This is a genomic window from Cobetia sp. Dlab-2-AX (assembly GCF_024124625.1).
In the GTDB taxonomy this organism is placed as follows: domain Bacteria; phylum Pseudomonadota; class Gammaproteobacteria; order Pseudomonadales; family Halomonadaceae; genus Cobetia.
This window is the reverse complement of record NZ_JAMXRV010000010.1, coordinates 64,682-84,498: the sequence shown is the minus strand read 5'-3', so window position 1 is coordinate 84,498 and position 19,817 is coordinate 64,682. Positions and strand designations below refer to the sequence as shown.

The 19,817-nt window shown below is 63.6% G+C and carries 15 protein-coding genes; 14 read left to right on the top strand and 1 reads right to left on the bottom strand.

Annotation, left to right across the window (positions count from 1 at the left end; genetic code table 11):
• Positions 1-196: 196 nt before the first annotated feature.
• The 8 genes from NH396_RS14855 to NH396_RS14820 all read left to right on the top strand — a co-directional run bounded on the left by NH396_RS14855 (position 197) and on the right by NH396_RS14820 (position 10,805).
• Positions 197-1,726: an FAD binding domain-containing protein gene (locus NH396_RS14855; protein ID WP_253064696.1), complete on the top strand. Its 1,530-nt coding sequence runs from the start codon at positions 197-199 to the stop codon at positions 1,724-1,726.
• Complete coding sequence (gene xdhB / locus NH396_RS14850) at positions 1,704-4,118, top strand: xanthine dehydrogenase molybdopterin binding subunit (RefSeq protein ID WP_253064694.1); 2,415 nt, start codon at positions 1,704-1,706, stop codon at positions 4,116-4,118. The genes NH396_RS14855 and xdhB overlap by 23 nt, the downstream gene beginning before the upstream one ends.
• Complete coding sequence (xdhC, locus tag NH396_RS14845; RefSeq protein WP_253064692.1) at positions 4,115-5,125, top strand: xanthine dehydrogenase accessory protein XdhC; 1,011 nt, start codon at positions 4,115-4,117, stop codon at positions 5,123-5,125. The genes xdhB and xdhC overlap by 4 nt, the downstream gene beginning before the upstream one ends.
• Complete coding sequence (gene guaD / locus NH396_RS14840; RefSeq protein ID WP_253064690.1) at positions 5,125-6,711, top strand: guanine deaminase; 1,587 nt, start codon at positions 5,125-5,127, stop codon at positions 6,709-6,711. Before xdhC ends, guaD begins: the two co-directional genes overlap by 1 nt.
• Before the next feature lie 211 nt (positions 6,712-6,922).
• On the top strand, positions 6,923-7,582 hold the full coding sequence (locus tag NH396_RS14835; RefSeq protein WP_043333519.1) for an oxygen-insensitive NAD(P)H-dependent nitroreductase NfsB: 660 nt from the start codon (positions 6,923-6,925) through the stop codon (positions 7,580-7,582).
• Between the two features lie 306 nt (positions 7,583-7,888).
• Positions 7,889-8,197, top strand: a complete 309-nt coding sequence (locus NH396_RS14830) for a putative quinol monooxygenase (RefSeq protein ID WP_253064688.1) — start codon at positions 7,889-7,891, stop codon at positions 8,195-8,197.
• Between the two features lie 254 nt (positions 8,198-8,451).
• Positions 8,452-9,882: a solute carrier family 23 protein gene (locus NH396_RS14825; protein WP_253064686.1), complete on the top strand. Its 1,431-nt coding sequence runs from the start codon at positions 8,452-8,454 to the stop codon at positions 9,880-9,882.
• Between the two features lie 470 nt (positions 9,883-10,352).
• Entirely contained in the window at positions 10,353-10,805 is a 453-nt protein-coding gene (locus tag NH396_RS14820; RefSeq protein ID WP_253064684.1) for an Lrp/AsnC family transcriptional regulator, read from the top strand.
• A 98-nt stretch (positions 10,806-10,903) separates the two neighbouring features.
• On the opposite strand, the gene NH396_RS14815 is transcribed toward NH396_RS14820, so the two are convergent.
• Complete coding sequence (locus NH396_RS14815; protein WP_253064682.1) at positions 10,904-11,851, bottom strand: hypothetical protein; 948 nt, start codon at positions 11,849-11,851, stop codon at positions 10,904-10,906.
• A gap of 671 nt (positions 11,852-12,522) precedes the next feature.
• On the opposite strand from NH396_RS14815, the gene dctP reads away from it, so the two are divergent.
• From dctP to NH396_RS14785, 6 genes are all read left to right on the top strand, one after another.
• Positions 12,523-13,614 (top strand): TRAP transporter substrate-binding protein DctP, encoded by a 1,092-nt coding sequence (gene dctP, locus NH396_RS14810; RefSeq protein ID WP_253064680.1) that lies wholly within the window; start codon positions 12,523-12,525, stop codon positions 13,612-13,614.
• A 107-nt stretch (positions 13,615-13,721) separates the two neighbouring features.
• Positions 13,722-14,252 carry a TRAP transporter small permease subunit gene (locus tag NH396_RS14805; protein WP_253064679.1) on the top strand — a complete coding sequence of 177 codons (531 nt, stop codon included), beginning with the start codon at positions 13,722-13,724 and terminating at the stop codon, positions 14,250-14,252.
• On the top strand, positions 14,249-15,577 hold the full coding sequence (locus NH396_RS14800; RefSeq protein ID WP_253064678.1) for a TRAP transporter large permease subunit: 1,329 nt from the start codon (positions 14,249-14,251) through the stop codon (positions 15,575-15,577). Before NH396_RS14805 ends, NH396_RS14800 begins: the two co-directional genes overlap by 4 nt.
• Before the next feature lie 251 nt (positions 15,578-15,828).
• The gene (locus NH396_RS14795; RefSeq protein ID WP_176676999.1) at positions 15,829-16,668 is read left to right on the top strand and encodes a sulfite exporter TauE/SafE family protein; all 840 of its coding nucleotides are present in this window, start codon (positions 15,829-15,831) and stop codon (positions 16,666-16,668) included.
• 51 nt (positions 16,669-16,719) lie between these two features.
• On the top strand, positions 16,720-18,432 hold the full coding sequence (locus tag NH396_RS14790; protein WP_253064677.1) for a gamma-glutamyltransferase family protein: 1,713 nt from the start codon (positions 16,720-16,722) through the stop codon (positions 18,430-18,432).
• A gap of 249 nt (positions 18,433-18,681) precedes the next feature.
• Positions 18,682-19,722: a type II asparaginase gene (locus tag NH396_RS14785; protein ID WP_253064676.1), complete on the top strand. Its 1,041-nt coding sequence runs from the start codon at positions 18,682-18,684 to the stop codon at positions 19,720-19,722.
• The last annotated feature ends 95 nt before the right edge of the window (positions 19,723-19,817 follow it).

The window sequence follows — 19,817 nt, the reverse complement described above, 5'->3', positions numbered from 1 at the left end:
CGAACAAAATACCACAACATGCACTGACCATTTGGTCAGATTCTTGCAGGAATCACAATACGACCTGTTACATTGATAGAGACAACAGCCTACAGGACACCGCTCGCCGCCAGGACACGACAGGGGCTTGAGCGCTGGAACCATGCTGTACGCAACAAGGCACCATAATGAAAATACGACCTGACAGGATGCCCGCATGATCGACTTCACCTTGAACGGGCACGCATGCCGACTGCCCTCACCTGCACCGGGAACGAGCGTACTCGAAGTGCTGCGCACCTCACTTGGGCAAGGCGGCACCAAGGAAGGCTGTGCCTCCGGCGACTGCGGCGCCTGCACCATTGCCTTGCAGGGGCCGGGCCAGAGTCTGAGCACCGCCAACGCCTGCCTGATGCCCGCCCACCAGCTGGCCGGCTGCGACTTGATCACCGTCGAGGGGTTGGCGGATACAAGCCAGGCGCCATCGCTCTCGGCGGTGCAGCAGGCATTGGTCAGCACTCATGCCAGCCAATGCGGCTTCTGCACCCCGGGCATCGCCATGAGCCTTGCGGTGCTGCATGCCCGTCATCAGCGCCAGGTCGATAAGGGCCAAGTGATCGATGCCAGACAGCGCGACACCATGATCGACCATGCACTGGGCGGCAACCTGTGTCGTTGCACCGGCTATCGCCCGATCCGCGAGGCCGCTCACCGTCTGCTGCAAGGCGAATTCGGGTCTGCCTGCCTGCAGGATGCTGGCGTGAGTACGGCAAAAGCGCATGACACCGCCCCTGATGACGAGCGCGACACCCGCCGCTTCTATCGGCCGGTTACCTTGCAGGCCTTGCTGGCACTGCGCGCCGAGCGCCCGGATGCCGCGCTGATCGCCGGTGGCACTGACCTGATGCTGGAGCACACCCAGCGCCTGCGCGATTTTCCGGCCTTGATCGACACCACCCAGGTCGCGGCGCTTGGCAAGATAGAGGAAGGCGAGCACGCCGGTCAGGCAGGCTGGTGGATCGGGGCTGCGGTCAGCTATCACCAGCTGATGCCACTGCTGCGGGAGCATTACCCGGATGGCGCGGAGCTGCTCACGCGGCTGGGCAGTGAGCAGATCCGCCATCGTGGCACCCTGGGCGGCAATATCGGCAATGCCTCACCCATCGGGGACATGCCGCCGCTGCTGATCGCGCTGGACGCCTATCTCCAGCTGATGAGCCAGGACAATGAGCGCATCCTGAAGCTCGAGGACTACTTCCTCGACTACAAGCGCACCCAGTTGATGCCTGACGAGATCATTCACTCCGTCTTCCTGCCGCGCCCGCTCCCCAACCAGCGACTGGCAGTGCACAAGCTTTCCAAGCGGCGTGACGATGACATTTCCACTCTGCTGGGCGTCTTCGCCTGGCGGCGTGATGCCAGCGGGCGCGCGCAGCACTGGCGCGTGGCCTTCGGCGGCATGGCCGGTATCCCGGCCCGCGCACCGCATCTTGAGGCATTGCTGACGCGACACTCGCTGGAGAGCCTCGCGCCTGGCGCCCTCGCGGCAGGGACTCGCCAGCAGATCGAGCAGGCGGTCGAGGCGGATTTCTCGCCGCTGAGTGACGTGCGCGGCTCACGCGAATATCGCCTGTTGGCCGCCAGCCATCTGATTCCCCGCGTCGCCCAGCGCATCCTGAATGAGCGCCAGGCCACGACCTCCCACACCGCACTGGAGAGCCTCGATGCGTACCTTGCACAGTCTTGAGTCCGACGCCAGCACCGCGCCGGCCGCCCCCGTTCTCCAGTCGCGTCAGCATGAAAGCGCCCAGCGCCATGTCAGCGGCTCGGCGCGTTATGTGGATGACCTGCCACTGCCAGCGGACACGCTGCACCTGGCCATCGGCATGAGTGAAGTCGCGCACGCTACCCTGGAGGCGCTGGATCTCGAAGCCGTGCGCCGCGCCCCCGGCGTGGTCTGCGTGCTCAGCGCCGCCGACATCCCCGGTCACAGCGATGTGGGGCCGGTCTTCCCCGGTGACCCACTGCTGGTCAGTGACATCATCAGCCATCATGGTCAGGCGCTGTTCGTGGTCGCCGCCGACAGCGAGCGCGCGGCACGTCAGGCGGCGCGACTGGCCAAGGTCGCAACGTCCCCCCTGCCGATATGCCTGGACCCGCGCGAGGCGGCCAGCCGTAAAGACCTGGTGCGCCCGACCCACACCCAGGCACGCCTGGCCAATGGTCGCGCCGGCGACCTCGACAGCATCAGCGCCAGGCTCGCCAGATCCGCCTGGCAATTGAGTGGTGAGCTGGAAAGCGGCGGCCAGGAGCACTTCTATCTGGAGAGTCAGGCCGCGCTCGCCCTGCCCGGCGAAGATGACGAGATGCTGGTGCACAGCTCCTCCCAGCACCCCAGCGAAGTCCAGAAGCTGATCGCCGAGGTGCTTGGCGTACCCTTCCACGCCGTCACCGTGGAAACCCGGCGCATGGGGGGCGGTTTCGGCGGCAAGGAAACCCAGGCCGCACCGGTGGCCTGTCTGGCCGCGATGGTCGCCCGGCGCACGGGGCGTGCGGCACGCCTGCGCCTGGCACGTGGTGATGACATGCGCCTGACCGGCAAGCGCCACCCCTTCCACCACCGCTACCAGTTCGGCGTCGATGACAGTGGGCGCATCGAGTCCGCCATCATCGAGCTGACCGGCGACTGCGGCCACTCGCCGGATCTGTCGGATGCCATCGTCGATCGCGCCATGTTTCATGCCGACAATGCCTATTACCTGGGCAATGCCCATGTCCGTGGCATTCGTGCGCGCACCAACGTGGCATCCAATACCGCCTTCCGTGGCTTTGGTGGGCCTCAGGGCATGCTGGCGGTCGAGTCGGCGATGGAGGATATCGCCCGGCGTCTGGGGCGTGATCCGCTGGAGATCCGCAAGCGCAATCTCTACTGCGAGGGCCGTGAGACGACCCACTACGGTCAGCATGTCAATCAGCACCCACTTCTGACCACCCTGATCGATCAGCTTGAGGAGAGTGGCCGCTATTGGACGCGCCGCGCCGAGATACGCGCCTTCAATGCCGCCAATCCGGTGGTCAGGAAGGGGCTGGCACTGACGCCGGTCAAGTTCGGCATCTCCTTCACCGCCAAGCACCTCAATCAGGCAGGCGCCTTGGTGCATGTCTACACCGATGGCAGCGTGCAGGTGAATCACGGCGGCACAGAGATGGGCCAGGGCCTGCACACCAAGATCACCCAGGTCGCGGCGCGTGAACTGGGGCTGAGCGTGGACAAGGTGCGCATCACCGCCACCCGCACCGACAAGGTGCCCAACACCTCGCCGACGGCGGCAAGCTCCGGCGCGGACCTCAACGGCATGGCGACGCGTGATGCATGCCTGCGCCTCAAGATGCGCCTGCTCGACTTCGCCGCCGAGCATCTCGCGCAGCCACGCGTGGGCCTGAGCCTCACGGACGGCAAACTGCATGGCCCAAGCGGTGTGCTGATGACCTGGGGCGAGCTGATCCAGGCGGCGTATCTGGAACGCATCTCACTGTCCGAGAAAGGCTTCTATGCCACCCCGGATATCCATTACGATCGCGCCAGCGGCACCGGTCACCCCTTCTACTACTACGCCTTCGGCGCGGCGCTGTGCGAAGTGGTCGTCGATACGCTGAGTGGTGAATACCGTCTGGAAAGCGCCGAGATCCTGCATGATGTCGGTGATTCGCTCAATCCGGCCATCGACATCGGCCAGATCGAGGGCGGCTTCGTGCAGGGCATGGGCTGGCTGACGACGGAGGAGCTCAAGTGGAACGAGGATGGCCGACTGCTCACCGATGGCCCAGCGACCTACAAGATTCCGGCGATCAGTGACGTGCCGGCCGGCGCGCTCAAGGTGCGCCTGCTTGAGGGCCACCCCAACTCGGCCGCCAGCATCTACCGCTCCAAGGCGGTCGGCGAGCCGCCCTTCATGCTCGCCATCAGCGTGTGGGCGGCGTTGCGCGATGCGCTGGCCTCGCTGACCGACTACCGCCGCGCAGTACGTCTCGACACCCCGGCCACGCCGGAGCGTGTGATGCTGGCGGCGCGCGAACAGCGTGACTGGCAGGCGCAGCACGCCACTGCTGGCGCAGAGCCAGCGCAGGTGCCGTCATGAATGCAAAGAGTGCCGCGACCGGCCGCTGGTATCAGGCGCTCGCCGAGGCTCAGGCAGCGCTGACGGCGCATGCACTGGCCACCGTGGTGACGGTGGCGGGCTCTGCCCCGCGTGGTGCCGGCAGCAAGATGCTGATCACCCCCGATACGCTGCACGACAGCCTCGGCGGCGGTCGGCTGGAGCAGCTGGTGGTGGAGCGCGCCCGCGAGAGGCTGGCCCAAGGGCAGTCAGGCTGCCTGCTGGAGGAAATCGCGCTCGGCCAGCATGCCCAGCAATGCTGCGGCGGCCATGTGCAGGTGCTGATCGAGCTGTATCCGGCGCTTGCGCCACGCCTCGCCCTGTTCGGCGCCGGCCATGTCGGTCAGGCGATCGTCCACCTGCTGGCGCCGCTGGGCTGGCAGATCGACTGGCACGACTCACGTGCCGAGCAGCTCGCGGCCGCCGCGGTACCGCCGGGCTGTGAGGGCCGGGTGCAGCGTCAGATATTCAATATCCTGAGTGAGCCGTCGCTTGCCAGCGCCACTCCCGCCAAGGAGTCACTGTCTACCCTGCTGCCCGGGATGACGAACTGCCATGTACTGATCTTGACCCATGACCATATCGAGGATCAGGCCCTGGTAGCGGCGCTCGCAACGCGCGAGGACCTGGCCTCACTGGGACTGATCGGTTCCGACAGCAAGTGGGCGCGCTTTCGTCAGCGCCTGCGCGGTGATCTCGATGAGCACGAGATCGCCCGGGTTCGCTGCCCGATCGGCGTACCCGGCATTCCCGGCAAGCGCCCTGAGGAAATCGCGATTGGCGTCGTCGCAGAACTGTTGCAGATCGAGGCGCGGCGCAATGATGAAGCGGCCTTGAGCTCACACGACAGGGCCAGCGGACATGGCACGTCAATTCAAGGTACCTCACTGGATGGCCATGGGCTGACACGCCGGGAGGCCCGCCAGCTGCGTGCCCGCTTTTCCCCTGACGCCACGCACCAGACAGCACCGACACAGAAGGCCGAATGATGACTGACCAAGACACGTCGCACACTGCGGCCTGCCACCTGGATGAGCAGCGCCTAACGGCAGCCCTGCGCGCGGCCGCCAGGGACGCTTCCTGCGTCAGCCTGCTGCGCGGGGCACTGCTGCATTTCGTCGCCGACCCTGAAGACGCCATGCTGAGTGAGGCGGCCTCGAGCGATGGCAACGATGATAGAGACAACCGAGCCTCTGACATGGCGGCGACCCTGGCGCGCGCCGTCGAACACTACGCCGATGCCCTGCTGGTGCTGCACGCAGGCCATGTAGTCGCCGTGGGGGATCATCGCTCGCTTGCCCGGCATGAGGCCGTGGGCGAACTGATGCGCCTGTCTCCGCCGCGCAAGGTCGAAGGCCTGATGATGCCGGGCTTCATCGATACCCATGTGCACTTCCCGCAGCTGGATATCATCGCAAGCTACGGCCACTGCCTGATCGATTGGCTGAACACCTACACCTTCCCCGCCGAGCAGCGCTTCGCCGACCCCGCACATGCCGCCGAGGTCGCCGATGCCTTCCTCGATGCGCTGCTGTGTCATGGTTCGACCAGCGCCCAAGTGTTCGCCACCTCACATGCCAGCAGTGCCGATGCCCTGTTCAGGGCCGCTCGAGCTCGTGACATGCGGGTGCATGCCGGGCGCGTGATGATGGACCGCAATGCCCCGCCCCAGCTGCTGGACACCGGCGCCGCCGCACTCAAGGATGATGAGCGTCTGATCGCCGACTGGCATGGACGTGATCGCCTCGGCTATGTACTGACGCCGCGCTTCGCGCCGACCTCCTCGCCCGAGCAACTCGTGGCTGCCGGTCAGCTGCTCAAGAGCCAGCCGGACCTGCACCTGCAGACCCATCTGGCCGAGAATCTCGATGAGGTGAAGTGGGTCGCCGAGCTGTTCCCCGACGCTCGGGACTATCTGGCGGTCTATGAGGATGTCGGCCTGAGCCATGAGCGCACCACCTTCGCCCACGGCATCCACCTGGACGATGGCATGCGACAGCGCATCGCGGATCAGGGCGCCAGCATCGCCTTCTGCCCGACCTCCAACCTGTTTCTCGGCAGCGGACTCTTCGATCGCGCCAGTGCCCGCGCCATGGGCATGAACATCAGCATCGCCACCGATGTCGGCGGTGGCTCCAGCCTGTGTCAGCTGGAGAGCCTCAAGGCCGCCTATCAGGTCGGCCAGCTTCACGGCGCGGTCGCCCATGATGTCGCCGGACTCGACGCACGCGCCAATCAACCGCTGACACCCTGGCAGGGCTTCTATCAACTGACGCTGGGCAACGCGCGTGCCATGCGCCTGCAAGACAAGGTCGGTAACCTGCATCCGGGCATGGAAGCCGATGTCATCGTGCTCGACCCCGCCGCCACGCCCTTGCTGGCGCGGCGCACGCGCTGGGGTCAGTCCAGCCAGGTATCGCTGCAGGAGGTGCTGTTCGCATTGATGATGCTGGGCGACGACCGCGTGATACGCGAAGTCCATGTGGCGGGCCAGTGCCGCAAGCTGCACGGCCTGATGCTGAGTGCCTCTTCTGATACACCATCCAGAGAGCCTGCCGCAGCATTAATGCCATGAAAGCATCACAGCGATGACAAGTAATTGACATATGGCACCAATTCTCTGGATTGGTGCCATTTTTTCATCTTAAAGATGCGCGCAACGCGGATACTCAACGCTGAATCCACTCGCTATGATGGCGACATCTTCTTCTACAAGTCTTTCCACAAGGCTTCTCACAAGGTCATGGACGCTCAGCGACTGGCCTGCCACTACGAGGACCATCATCATGACTCCCACCGCCATCATGCAACGTCGTTATTCCACCAAGGCCTTCGATCCGGCACGCAAGATCAGCGCCGCCGACTGGCAGGAACTGGAAAACGTGATGCGCCTGAGCGCCTCCAGCGTCAATTCCCAGCCGTGGCACTTCCTGGTGCTGGAATCCGACGATGCCAAGCAGCGCTTCGCTCGTGCCGGTACCGATGACAAGTACGCCTTCAACTCGCCGAAGATCACCAATGCGTCTCACGTCGTGCTGTTCTGCACTCGCTCCACCCTGGACGACGACTACCTGAACCACCTGCTGGACACCGAAGCGTCTGATGGCCGCTTCAAGAAAGATGACGAGTTCAGCGCGATGATGGACGGCGCGCGTCGTCTGTTCATCGACCTGCACCGTCATGACCTCAAGGACCTGCAGCACTGGATGGACAAGCAGGTTTACCTCAACTACGGCAGCCTGCTGTACGCAGCCTCCAGCCTGAACATCGATGCGGTGCCGCTGGAAGGCATCGACCCGGTAGCGCTGGATGCGGAATTCGGCCTGCGCGAGAAAGGCTTCAATGCCCTGGTCGCGGTGAGCCTAGGTTACCGCGCCGCTGACGACTTCAATGCCGAGCTGCCCAAGTCCCGTCTGCCGGCAGACGAGATCTTCACTCGCCTGTAAGGCTCGCTTTCAAGGCCGGGCTCTCAAGGTCAGGCTCTCAGCAGCTCGCTCTCAAGAGCGGATTCTGAAGATCTGTTCACAGCAGCTGTCCGCAAGACATCGACGTGACCGCCTTGCGGGCCAACGGCGGGCACGGGGGGCAAGTCGCCGCCCGTGCCCGCCGCATTGCATCCCGATGGCGGACATGCCACCTTTTCGAGGCAGGCCAGCGCACTGCATTCCCGGCGGCGATGGCCGGCTTGCGTGCCTGATTTATTTCGCCCATCCGTTACGTCCACTTCTTACGCCCACGACAGGATTCATGCCATGTCCATCAAGCTTATCGCGACACTGACCTTCCCCGCCGACCAGCAGGACAAGGCACGCGATGCTCTCGCCGAACTGGTCGAGAAGAGCCGGTCCGACAAGGGCTGCCTGCAGTACGAATTCTTCGCGATCGACAAGAACGTCGCGGAAGGTGAGCCAGTACCGGAAGGCGACTTCGTGGTACTGGAAGAATGGTGGGATGAAGACGCCATCGAAGCCCACGTGGCCACCGAACACTTCCAGGGTTTTTTGAGCACCTTCGGCGAAGGCGAGATCAGCCTCAATATCCAGCGCCTGCTGACGCCCTGAGCCGCTGGGCGTACTTTCGCTCAGACAAGGCGCCGCGAGAGCAAAGACAGATCCCCGCCGGGCATCACGCCCGGCGGGGATCTTGCGTTTGTGGCACACGGGCCTGGCCGCGGAACACGCAACAAGTGATGGAAAAATCGATACGATCACTGAACTTGGTTCACATCTTGCTTATAATTGGCTGCCCGCGCTGAACCCTCCAGTGCCCGACACCATTTCCGCCATTGCACCGCGAGCAGAACAAGGAGCGTCACATGAGCCAATCCTCTTCCGATTCCAAGGGGATCGACGAACCACTGCTCGGCCTCGAAAGCTGCCCGTCGGCCCCCATCTCGGCCCTCGCCGGCGCCCAGCATCTGCTGGCCAGTCTGGCCGGTATCATTGCACCGACATTGATCATCACCAGCGCGCTGGGCCTCGATGCCTACACCGCCAGCCTGCTGTCGATGGCACTGGTGGTCTCCGGTGTCGCCACCTGGATCCAGTCCCAGCGCATCGGCCCGTTCGGCTCAGGGCTGTTGAGCATCCAGGGCACCAGTTTCAGCTTCGTGTCCGCGCTGATCACCGCGGGGTTGATCGCTCGTTCGCAGAATGCTAGTGACGAACAGGTACTGGCGGTGCTGTTCGGCACCTGCCTGGCGGGCAGCCTGATCGAGATGGCGCTGGGCACGGTGCTGCCGTGGCTCAAGCGGGTCATCACGCCCGTGGTCACCGGCGTGGTGGTGATGCTGATCGGCCTGAGCCTGATCCAGGTCGGCATGACGGACATCGGCGGCGGCTTCGGCGCCGAGGACTTCGGTGCGCCCGCCAATCTGGCCCTGGCCGGTTGTGTGCTGATCACGGTGCTGGCCTGTCAGGTCTCGCGTCATCCGTGGCTGAGAATCGCCTCCATCTTCATCGGCATGGCCGTCGGCTGCGTGATCGCGGCGCTGGGCGGGATGTACGACGCTCCGCAACTCGCCGATGCCGCTCTGCTGGCCCTGCCGCATCCGGCGACCCTGAATACCGGCTTCGATTTCTCGCTGGCCGCCTTCCTGCCGGTGGCCTTCATCTTCATGATCACCGCCATCGAGACGGTCGGTGACCTCACCGGCAGCGCACGCGCCTCGGGGCTCGCCGTGGATGATGAGCTGCACCAGAAGCGTCTGCGCGGCGGCGTACTGGGCGATGGCCTGAATTCCGCGCTCGGCGCGCTGGCCGGCACCTTCCCCAACACCACCTTCAGCCAGAACACCGGCGTGATCCAGCTGACCGGCATCGCCAGCCGCCATGTGGGCCGCTACGTGGCCGGCTTCCTGCTGCTGCTGGGCCTGTCGCCCTTCATCGCCACCCTGCTGACCCAGATGCCGCGTCCAGTGCTCGGTGCTACCACCACGCTGATGTTTGCGCTGATCGCGGTGTCCGGTATCCGTATCCTGATGGCGCAGCCCATCGGGCGTCGCGAGATGATGATCATCGCGCTGGCCCTGGGTCTGGGGCTTGGCGTCGGCATGGTGCCGGATGTGCTGAACGCCATTCCGGGCGCCTTCGCCGATGCGTTGCGCTCGCCGATCACCATGGGCGGCCTGACCGCCATCATCGCCGAGCTGCTGCTGCCGAAGATGGAAGACGCCGAGGTGTTCAATCCCAGAGCGAGTGAGCGTGAGTCCACCGACAGCATCAGCGCGGATCAGGAACACGCCTGACCACCGAAGACACCGTGCGCATCGGCAACCCCGATACTTCATCAACCTCGACTTCCGCGACCCCAAGGAAGAAGCCCACCGACTACGAGTTCCGCAATGGCGAGCTGACAATGGTCAACTATCAGCTGATTCCGGTGGTTCCAAAGAAGACCGTAGAGAAGAATGGCAAGCGCAGGAAGGTGCTGGTCGCAAAGGAAATTCCGAGGACAGCGAACTGCGCGAATTCCTGCCCCCTATCAGGGCAGGTGGCGTGCGCGCCTCGCTGCCTGCGGGCGAGATCGTCTATCAGTGACGCTTGAGGCTTCTGCTCTAAACATGCACATGACAACGGGGCGCCCTGGCGTCCCGTTGTCGTTTCCAGAGCCGGAATATCCTCGCCAGAGGCGGAAGTCGGACTATACAAGTGCGGATCGCACAGGTTTGATACGACATGCGCACCACTACAACAAAGACCGTCGAGACCCTGGCCCATGAATCTCAACCGCACCGACAGTGAGCTTCTCAACCTGCTGATCAAGGACGGTCGCATGTCCTACGCCGATATCGCCCGCAAGCTCGGCATTTCGCGTGCCCATGCACGCAGCCGCGTCCAGGCGCTGGTCGAGAGCGGCGTGATCGAGCAGTTCACCGCCGTCATCAACCCCGACAAGCTCGGCAAGGGCATCTCCACCTTCGTGGATCTGACCGTCGCCCCCAGTGCCATCGAACGCATCGCCGAGGAGCTTTCCGCCTGCGTCGAGGTGGTCAGCCTCTATATCATGAGCGACCTGAAAAGCCTGCACATCCACACCCTCACCGACACCTACGAGGCCTTCGATGCCTTCGTGCGCGCGCATATCTTCAATCGCGACGAGATCCTCTCCGTCGACTGCAAGTCGCTGATGACTCGCGTGAAGCACCGGCGTGGCGGTGCGCGGCTATAACGTCTCTGTTTCTGCCTCCGCCTCTATCTCTGACGCCGCAGCCCCGGCCGGCGCCAAGGCTGTCAGCTCAATCGTCATCTCCAGTATCACCTCAAGCGTCACTGCAATCTTCCCAGCCCGCGCAGCAGCCGTAGCGTTATCCACAGAAAGCCCAGCGGGAACAGCACCGTCTGGGTGATGAACAGCATGGTGAGGCCGATCACCTTGTCGGTCATCGCATCAAAGCCCTGGGTAACACTGGTGATCGGACCACCGACCCAGCCTTCCATGCTGCCCTTGAACTGCTGCCACCAGCTGCGCTCCTCGTGCGCGCCACCTACCTGCTTGTCGGCGACTTCCGCCAGCTGCTGCTGCGTCACGCTCAACTGCGCCATCTGGGTATCGCGGCTGTCATCGAGAAAGGCCTGCCCCGCGGCGCCGCTGGCCAGCGCGACACTCAGCACCGCGAAGCGCAGTGCGATGCCCCACAGGGCCACGCGCAGAATGGCCACCTGCCACCAGCGCTGGCGGGGATACATCCCCTCGTCCGATTGGCGACTCCCCGTAAGCAGTCCAAGCGCTGCCAGCATGCAGGCACCACTGGCGAATGCCTTGATGATCAGCGAGCCGGAGATGCCCAGCAGCAGCTTCTGCAGCGCCAGCGAGCCGGTCGCCGCGAACATCACCCACGAGAAGCGCTCGATCATGTCATTGGCGGGGTCCAACGCTTCCCCGGGCGAGACCTGAAAGACCTGCAGGTCGATGGTCGAGGACTGCAGCACCGAGATGGTCGCATTCAACCCCTTGGCGATGGCGAAGGCACTGAAGGCCTGACCCAGAGTGGCGTCGAGGAAATCCAGCGCCCACTGCTGCGGCACTTCCCACCAGGCAAGCACCGCCATCATCACCAGGATGGCGACCAGCAGGATGCGCGGCACCGGTGCCTCTATGGGCGCCCCGAGCGTGGCGGGCAGGCGCGGCCCGGCAGTCTTCGTCACGCAGGTGGATGAGGCGGCAGGCGAAGACTCCGAGCGGGCGGTAGGCTCTTCAGGCTCATGAGGTGACATCTAACGCTCCATCAGGACAAAGCCGCATGATGCCACCGACCCGTCAGACTGTCGTCTATGGCGCCTCGCATGAAGACTCGATATGGGCGAACCGACTCTGATTGACCGACTCTGATTGACCGACGCTGAGCGCCCCTATCCAGGTGCACCATGATCGATCGCACGCACCATCAGGTCGCGAGCATGACAATTGATCATCCCCACCCCACATTCGTGAGCCAGATGTCACCCTCCCCGTCGCAATCGGTGAACAAATGCCGCGACAGGCGTCATCTTCTGACATTTGTCAGGCCCTGAACTCTGCCAATCAGCGCTGCCACGGCCTCACTTGGGCAACGCCAGGGGCGCGCTCACGCTCAGTCCGCGGAACACAGCGTCCAGCATCCCCATGCAATCAATTGAAAATAAAGAACAAATCTCCCTGCTCGCCAAATGGCACATGCCTTGCAATGTCTTACACGTAGCCCACTGACAAATGGCAGCCTTCTGGCTGACAAATGACAGGCAACGCTACTCAAGAACATGCAGAAACACCTACACAACAAGATCGCCGGCCTCGATGTCGGCATGCCGTACAGGCGCCCCTTGAGACAGAAACTCTTTCACACAGAGCATTCAAAGCAGTCTGTCGCAAGGGCATTACTGGTCATCCGTCCGCAGGAGATCCTCCCATGACATTCGATCGTCGCAAGTTCCTGGGTGCCGCACTGGCAACCTCAACCGCTGGACTCGTGATGGGTGCGCCCGCCATCGTGCGCGCGGAATCCAACAAGACCTATCAATGGAAGATGACCAATGCCTATGGTCCGGGCTCGCCCTTCTATGTCGAGGGTCCAGGCAGTCCGACCGACTTCTGCCGCAAGGTAGAGGCCATGTCCGGCGGGCGCATGAAAATCCAGCACTTCGCAGCCGGTGAACTGATTCCGGCCCTGGAGGGCTTCAATGCCGTCGCCAGTGGCGTGGTGGAGATGAACGCCGGCAATGCCTATTTCTGGGCCGGCAAGATTCCCGCTGCCCAGTACTTCACTACCGTGCCCTTCGGCATGAATACCCAGGGCATGAATGCTTGGCTATATCACGGTGGCGGGCTGGAGCTGTGGCATGAGCTCTACGCCCCCAAGGGACTGATCGCCTTCCCGATGGGCAATACCGGCGTGCAGATGACCGGCTGGTTCCGCAAGCCGATCAATAGCGTCGAAGACTTGAAGGGCCTGAAGATGCGCATCCCGGGACTGGCCGGCAAGGTCTACGCCGAACTTGGCGTCGCCGTACGCCTGTTACCGGGTGGCGAGATCTTTCCGGCGCTGGAACGTGGCGTCATCGATGCCGCCGAGTTCGTCGGCCCCTATCAGGATCGCCGTCTGGGGCTGCAGAAGGCCGCCAAGTATTACTACACCACCGGGTGGCACGAGCCGACCAACGTTACCGAGCTGATGATCAACAAGGCCGCCTGGGAGGGCCTGCCCGAAGACCTGCAGGCTATCGTCAAGGCCGCCGCCCAGGCGTGCAACGTCGAGAGCCAGGCTTGGTGCGAGTCGGTGAACGCCGAAGCGCTCAATGATCTGGTCGACAACGAAGGCGTCACCGCCCAGCCGCTGCCGGACGCGGTGGTAGCGCGTCTCAAGGAAGTCACCGAGAAGACGCTGACCGACATGGCGGCGGCCGATCCGGATACCGCGCGCGTCCACGAGTCCTTCATGGCCTTCCGCGACCAGCACAAGGAATGGGCCGCCGTCAGCGAGAAGACCTTCCTGGCGCTCTGACGCCTGACGGTGCTGTGCCGTGACAGTGCGTCTTTGTTCCTCCCGATTTTCCGCTTCCCTGTCCAACGCCACGACCTGTCCCGTCGTGGCGTTCATGAGGCCATGCCATGCTGTACGTCATCCATTTTCTCGAGGGCATCATCGAGCGACTGGGCGTCATCGCCCGTTACTCGCTGTTGGCGCTCGTATTGCTGGTCGCCAGTAACGTGCTGCTGCGTTACTTCTTCAGCATCAGTCCCGTGCCACTCCAGGAATTCGAGTGGCACCTGATTTCTCCCATCGCGCTGCTGGGCATCTCCTACGCCCTCAAGCATCGCGCCGACGTTCGCGTCGATGTCTTCTACGACCGTTTCTCTCTCAAGGGCCGCGCGCTGGTGGATCTGATCGGTGCGCTGATGACCATCGTCATCGGCGCCGCCATCGCCTGGCTGGGCCTGAGCTACACCGAGCAGTCCTGGCAGCTGATGGAAGGCTCGCCCGACCCCGGCGGCCTGCCCTATCGCTATCTGCTCAAGGCCTTCATTCCCCTCGGGTTCGCCGCGCTTGCGCTACAGGGCGTGGCAGATTGCCTGCGCGCGCTGCTGGTGCTGTCCGGCAAGTCCGTCGACGGTGAGCTGGAATGCGAGGTGACGCCATGAGTCCGAATGATTGGATCGCGCTGGCCATGATCGGCGGTTTTCTGGTCCTGATGCTGATCGGCATTCCGGTCGCGATTTCCCTGGCCGTAGCCGGTTTCGTGGCGGGGCTGGCAGGCTTTGGCCCGCTGTTGTTCAGCCTGATGCCGGCCCGTCTGTATGGCGTGGTCACCAACTACACCCTGCTGGCGATCCCCTTGTTCGTCTTCATGGGGGTCATGCTCGAGAAATCGCGGGTCGCCGAGGACATGCTCGAGACCATCGGGCGCGCCATGGGCGGCGTCAATGGCGGCATGGGCATCGCGATCATCCTGGTCGGCGTGCTGATGGGGGCCTCTACCGGCATCGTCGGCGCGACGGTGGTCACCGTCGGCATGCTGACGCTGCCGACCCTGTTGCGGCGTGGTTACCACCCCGGCGTGGCCTCGGCCACCATCTGCGCCTCCGGCACCCTTGGGCAGATCATTCCGCCGAGTCTGGTGTTGATCCTGCTCTCGGAAATTCTCGGTGAATCCGTCGGCACCTTGTTTGCCGCCGCCTTCGTACCGGGGCTGGCCATTGCCGTCATCTATATCGTCTATCTGCTGGTACTGGGCTGGTGGAAGCCGGCTCTCGTTCCGGCCATCCCGGAAGAGGAGCGCGCCGCCGCCGGTGGCATGAAGGAATTGCTGCGTGACCTGGCGCGTAGCGTGATTCCGCCGCTGATGCTGGTGTTCGCGGTGCTCGGCTCGATCTTGGGCGGCGTGGCCGCTCCCACCGAAGCGGCCTCGATGGGCGCGTTGGGCAGCATGCTGATCGCGCTGCTGGCCCGGCGTCTCAACTTCACCATGCTCAAGGCCTGTCTGCACTCGACCCTGACCATCACCGCCATGGTCTATTTCATTCTGCTGTGCGCGCAGCCCTTCTCACTGGCCTTCCGCGGCCTTGGCGGCGAGAACATGGTGCATGATCTGTTCAACCTGCTGCCGGGTGGCGAGCTGGGCGCGCTGATCTTCCTGATGGTGATACTCTTCGTGCTCGGCTTTTTCCTCGAGTGGATCGAGATCAGCTATATCGCGCTGCCGATGTTTCTGCCGGTCTTCATCGGCTATGGCACCGACATGGTGTGGCTGGGCGTGCTGGTGGCGATGAATCTGCAGATGTCCTTCCTGACGCCGCCCTTTGGCTGGGCGTTGTTCTTCCTCAAGGGCGTCGCTCCGCCCGAAGTCACCACCCGCCATCTGTATCTCGGTGTGCTGCCCTTCGTGGGCCTGCAGGCTGCGGCAGTCGTGCTGCTGTTCTGCTTCCCGGGGCTCGCGACCTGGCTGCCGGAGGCAATCGGTTGGTAGCCGGTCAGACATGTAGCGGCACGGCTCGAGACACTCGAGTGATGATTCAGCGCAAAGGCCATTGGAAAGGTAATTCAGCAACGCGTAATGTCTTGTGGCCTGCCCTGCGGCTCGCCGCCCCTCAAGACAGTACACCCGCCAGCGCTTCAGGCAGTGCTTCAGGGGACATGCATCGACTGCCGATGGCGTTCATCGGCAACCTTCATCAGCAATGAACCACCCCGCGCCATAAGGGACGACAAGGAAACACCATGGAACTGTTCTCAGCCTATCCACTCCACTGGATTCTCGGCCTGATCGCCGCACTGATCGTCACCGGCATGATTGCCGGCGTGATGGCCGGCCTGCTGGGGGTCGGCGGCGGCATCGTCATCGTGCCCGTACTCTTTCACCTCTTCAGCCTGCTGGGCGTCGATGAAGCGGTGCGCATGCACCAGGCGGTCGGTACCTCGCTTGCGACCATCATTCCCACCTCGATCATGTCGGCCAGGGCGCATTACGCCAAGGGCAATCTGGACCCGGCGATTCTCAAGCGCCTGCTGCCGGGCGTGATCATCGGCGTCATCATCGGCGGCCTGCTCTCCAACCTGTTCAGTGGTGCGGTACTGATGGGGCTGTTTGCCACCGTGGCCTTCCTGGTCGCGCTCAACATGTTCCGCCGTCAGTCCACCGTGCTGGGCAATGGCCTGCCGGGCCCGCTGGGCAGCAGCGCACTGGGTACCTTCATCGGGAGTGTCTCGACGCTGATGGGCATCGGCGGCGGCACCCTGAGCGTACCGACCCTGAGCACCCTGGGCACCCCGATGCACCTGGCCGTCGGCACGGGCGCGGCGCTGGGTCTGGTCATCAGTCTGCCGGGCACCGCCAGCTTCCTGCTCAATGGCATCGGCGAACCGAACCTGCTGCCGGGCTCCATCGGCTACGTCAATCTGCTCGGCTTTGCCGCCATCGTCCCGGCCACCATGCTGTGCGCCCCGATCGGCGCGAAGCTGGCTCACGCGATGGACGCCGCCAAGCTCAAGAAGGTCTTCGCCATCTTCCTGATGTTCACGGCACTGCGCATGTTCTACGACCTGTTCACCGGTAGCTGAGACGCACTGGACGCTCAATAACAACAACGGAACCCTCAGGAGCAAGACGCCATGATTCATACCCGACGTGGTTTTGGCGGCGCCTGCGCCGCGCCCCATCATCTGGCGGCGCAAGCGGGCCGCGATATCCTGCGCGATGGTGGCAACGCCATCGAGGCGATGGTCGCGATGGCGGCGACCATCGCGGTGGTCTACCCCCACATGAACGGCATCGGCGGTGACGGCTTCTGGCTGATCAAGCGCCCGGGGCTGGCGCCGCTGGCGATCGATGCCTGTGGCCCGGCGGCAGGGCTTGCCAGCCGGGAGTTCTATGCCGCCCAAGGCTACGGTGTCGCTGGTGATGAGGCTGCCGCTCCCCTGATGAATGGCGACAGCATTCCCTCGCGGGGTCCGCTGTCCGCCTTGACGGTGGCCGGCACCATCGGCGGCTGGCAGGAGGCGCTGGCCTTCTCTGCCGAAACCTCGGCAGATGGGCGCTCGCCTGTGGCGCTCGCGACACTGTTGGGCCATGCCATTCGGCATGCCAATGAGGGCGTGGCTGTCAGCACCAGCCAGAAGGCACTCAGCGAAAAACACCTAACTGTGCTCTCGCAGCAGCCCGGCTTCGCTGAGCGCTATCTGGGTCAGAGTGAGTCAGGTGAGCCGATCGCGCTGGAAGAAGGCGCACGCCTGCGTCAGCCGGCGCTGGCCGAAACGCTCTCGCGTCTGGCAGATGCCGGACTCGATGACTTCTATCGTGGTGAACTTGCCACGCGCATGGCACAGGAGCTGGAAGCCGCCGGCAGCCCGCTGCGCCTGTCTGACCTCAACGGTTATCGCGCCCAGCGCGTCACGCCGCTCAAGGTCCGCCTGCGTGACAGTGAGGTATACAACCTGCCCGCCCCGACCCAGGGCCTCGCGACGCTGATGATTCTGGGGCTCTACGATGCATTGAGCGCGACGAATGGCATCAGCGAGGCAGACGGCAACACACCGCGTCACCTGCATGCACTGATCGAAGCCACCAAGCGCGCCTTCCTGGTACGCGACAGCCTGATTACCTCGCCGGAATGCATCAAGGGGGCGCTCGAGGACAGCCTCGAAGGCAGCATCGCCACGCAACAGGCACAGCTTTCCCCGGAGGCCCTCGCCCGCCAGGCCGAGATGATCGACATGCAGTCCGCGCTGGGCTGGCCGCAAGAGCCCGCCGAGGGCGACACCATCTGGATGGGCGCCACGGACAGTGACGGCACCACCGTCAGCTTCATCCAGAGCGTCTATTGGGAGTTCGGCAGTGGCTTGGTGCTGCCCAGCAGCGGCGTGATGTGGCAGAACCGTGGGCTGGCGTTCGACCTGGCGCCGGACAGACTGCGCAGCCTGGCACCGGGCCGCAAGCCCTTCCATACCCTCAATCCATCACTGGCCTGCTTCGATGATGGCCGCGTGATGGCCTTCGGCACCATGGGCGGTGAAGGTCAGCCGCAGACCCAGGCGGCAGTCTTCACGCGCATCGCCCGCCACGGCATGTCGTTGCAAGACGCCATCAGTGCGCCCCGCTGGTTGCTCGGCCGCACTTGGGGCGATGTCAGCACCAGCCTCAAGCTCGAATCACGCCTCGCAGGCGAGATGGCTCAGACACTCGCGGCCATTGGCCATGAGGTGGAAGTCCTCGATGAAGCCTTCAGCGACACCCTGGGGCACGCCGGCGCCGTGATGCGCCACCCGGATGGACAGGTCGAGGCAGCCCACGACCCACGCAGTGATGGTGGCGCGGCGCTGACGTGATGAAAGCCGGCCAGTGTCATGTCACGAACTGGCCGGCTTCTTGCTTGTTCTCATGGGGGATGGGCCCTTCCGGCTGGCTCCCACCGCCACCGCATACTGAGCAACAATTGCACACAAGATGACAAGGAGAACAGACACTCTTAATTTAGATATTACTTATCCATAAACAATGAAAAGACTGCGACACGACCTTCATCTGCACTCATAACAACGACAGAGCGACTCACCACAATGACAACAGCTGACTTCATGACTCCCCGCCGCCTTGTAGCTGCCATCTCGATCGCCGCCTGTTCTCTGGCCTATGGCATTCAGGCCAATGCCGCAGAACACCCGGGGGTGAAGATCTATGCCACCGGCGGCACGATTGCGGGTAGCTCTGCCTCCTCCACGGACACCACAAACTACAAATCCGGCAGCCTGGGGGTGCAAGCGCTGCTGGACGCCGTACCAGAACTGGCCGATGTCGCCGAAGTGAGCGGTGAACAGATCGCCAATACCGGCAGCAGCAATATCGATCAGGAAATCCTGCTCAAGCTGTCGAAGGCGATCAATGAAGAGCTCGCGACGGACACCACCCACGGCGTGGTCATCACCCACGGCACCGACACGCTGGAGGAGACCGGCTTCTTCCTGGATCTCACCGTCGACAGTGACAAGCCGGTGGTCATGGTGGGCGCCATGCGGCCGGCGACTGCCATCAGCGCCGATGGCCCGTTCAACCTGCTGGAGGCGGTCACTCTGGCAGCCGATGAAGGCGCGGAGGGACGTGGGGCGATGATCGTGCTCAACGACCGCATCGGCTCGGCGTATTACACCACCAAGACCAATGCCATCATGATGGACACCTTCAAGGCGACCGAGCAGGGTTACCTCGGTGCCTTTATCAGCGGCAAGCCGCACTTCTATTACACACCGGCGACACCGACCGACAAGCCTCACTTTGATGTGACGTCCCTCGATGGCCTGCCGAAGGTCGATATCATCTACGCCCACCAGGACATGGACCCGGCGCTGTTCACCGCCGCCCTCGACAACAGTGCCAAAGGCATCGTGATCGCCGGCAGCGGCAATGGCTCGATTCCGGAGACCGTCAAGCCGGTGGTCAAGCAGGCCATGGCGGATGGCATCCCGGTCGTGCGCAGCACCCGTACCGGCAATGGTATCGTCAGTGCCAAGGAAGAAGGCATCGGCAGTGGCGCCCTCAATCCTCAGAAGGCGCGCATTCTGCTCTCGCTGGCGCTGACGGAGACCGATGACATGAACAAGGTGCGTGGCTACTTCGAGTGAGCCGGCAGTCTCATGACGAAACGTGACTGACTATCAATGCAAAAAGGGACTGCTCAGGCAGTCCCTTTTTGCTGCATCACCCATGTGTCGAGGCG

What these genes read in the sequence shown, in the direction of transcription:
- NH396_RS14815 (WP_253064682.1), bottom strand. Translation starts at nt 11,851, where the DNA reads ATGTCACCTCATGAGCCTGAAGAGCCTACCGCCCGCTCGGAGTCTTCG.
- NH396_RS14800 (WP_253064678.1), top strand. Translation starts at nt 14,249, where the DNA reads ATGAGTCCGAATGATTGGATCGCGCTGGCCATGATCGGCGGTTTTCTG.
- xdhB (WP_253064694.1), top strand. Translation starts at nt 1,704, where the DNA reads ATGCGTACCTTGCACAGTCTTGAGTCCGACGCCAGCACCGCGCCGGCC.
- NH396_RS14825 (WP_253064686.1), top strand. Translation starts at nt 8,452, where the DNA reads ATGAGCCAATCCTCTTCCGATTCCAAGGGGATCGACGAACCACTGCTC.
- NH396_RS14785 (WP_253064676.1), top strand. Translation starts at nt 18,682, where the DNA reads ATGACTCCCCGCCGCCTTGTAGCTGCCATCTCGATCGCCGCCTGTTCT.
- NH396_RS14855 (WP_253064696.1), top strand. Translation starts at nt 197, where the DNA reads ATGATCGACTTCACCTTGAACGGGCACGCATGCCGACTGCCCTCACCT.
- xdhC (WP_253064692.1), top strand. Translation starts at nt 4,115, where the DNA reads ATGAATGCAAAGAGTGCCGCGACCGGCCGCTGGTATCAGGCGCTCGCC.
- NH396_RS14805 (WP_253064679.1), top strand. Translation starts at nt 13,722, where the DNA reads ATGCTGTACGTCATCCATTTTCTCGAGGGCATCATCGAGCGACTGGGC.
- NH396_RS14795 (WP_176676999.1), top strand. Translation starts at nt 15,829, where the DNA reads ATGGAACTGTTCTCAGCCTATCCACTCCACTGGATTCTCGGCCTGATC.
- dctP (WP_253064680.1), top strand. Translation starts at nt 12,523, where the DNA reads ATGACATTCGATCGTCGCAAGTTCCTGGGTGCCGCACTGGCAACCTCA.
- guaD (WP_253064690.1), top strand. Translation starts at nt 5,125, where the DNA reads ATGACTGACCAAGACACGTCGCACACTGCGGCCTGCCACCTGGATGAG.
- NH396_RS14820 (WP_253064684.1), top strand. Translation starts at nt 10,353, where the DNA reads ATGAATCTCAACCGCACCGACAGTGAGCTTCTCAACCTGCTGATCAAG.
- NH396_RS14830 (WP_253064688.1), top strand. Translation starts at nt 7,889, where the DNA reads ATGTCCATCAAGCTTATCGCGACACTGACCTTCCCCGCCGACCAGCAG.
- NH396_RS14790 (WP_253064677.1), top strand. Translation starts at nt 16,720, where the DNA reads ATGATTCATACCCGACGTGGTTTTGGCGGCGCCTGCGCCGCGCCCCAT.
- NH396_RS14835 (WP_043333519.1), top strand. Translation starts at nt 6,923, where the DNA reads ATGACTCCCACCGCCATCATGCAACGTCGTTATTCCACCAAGGCCTTC.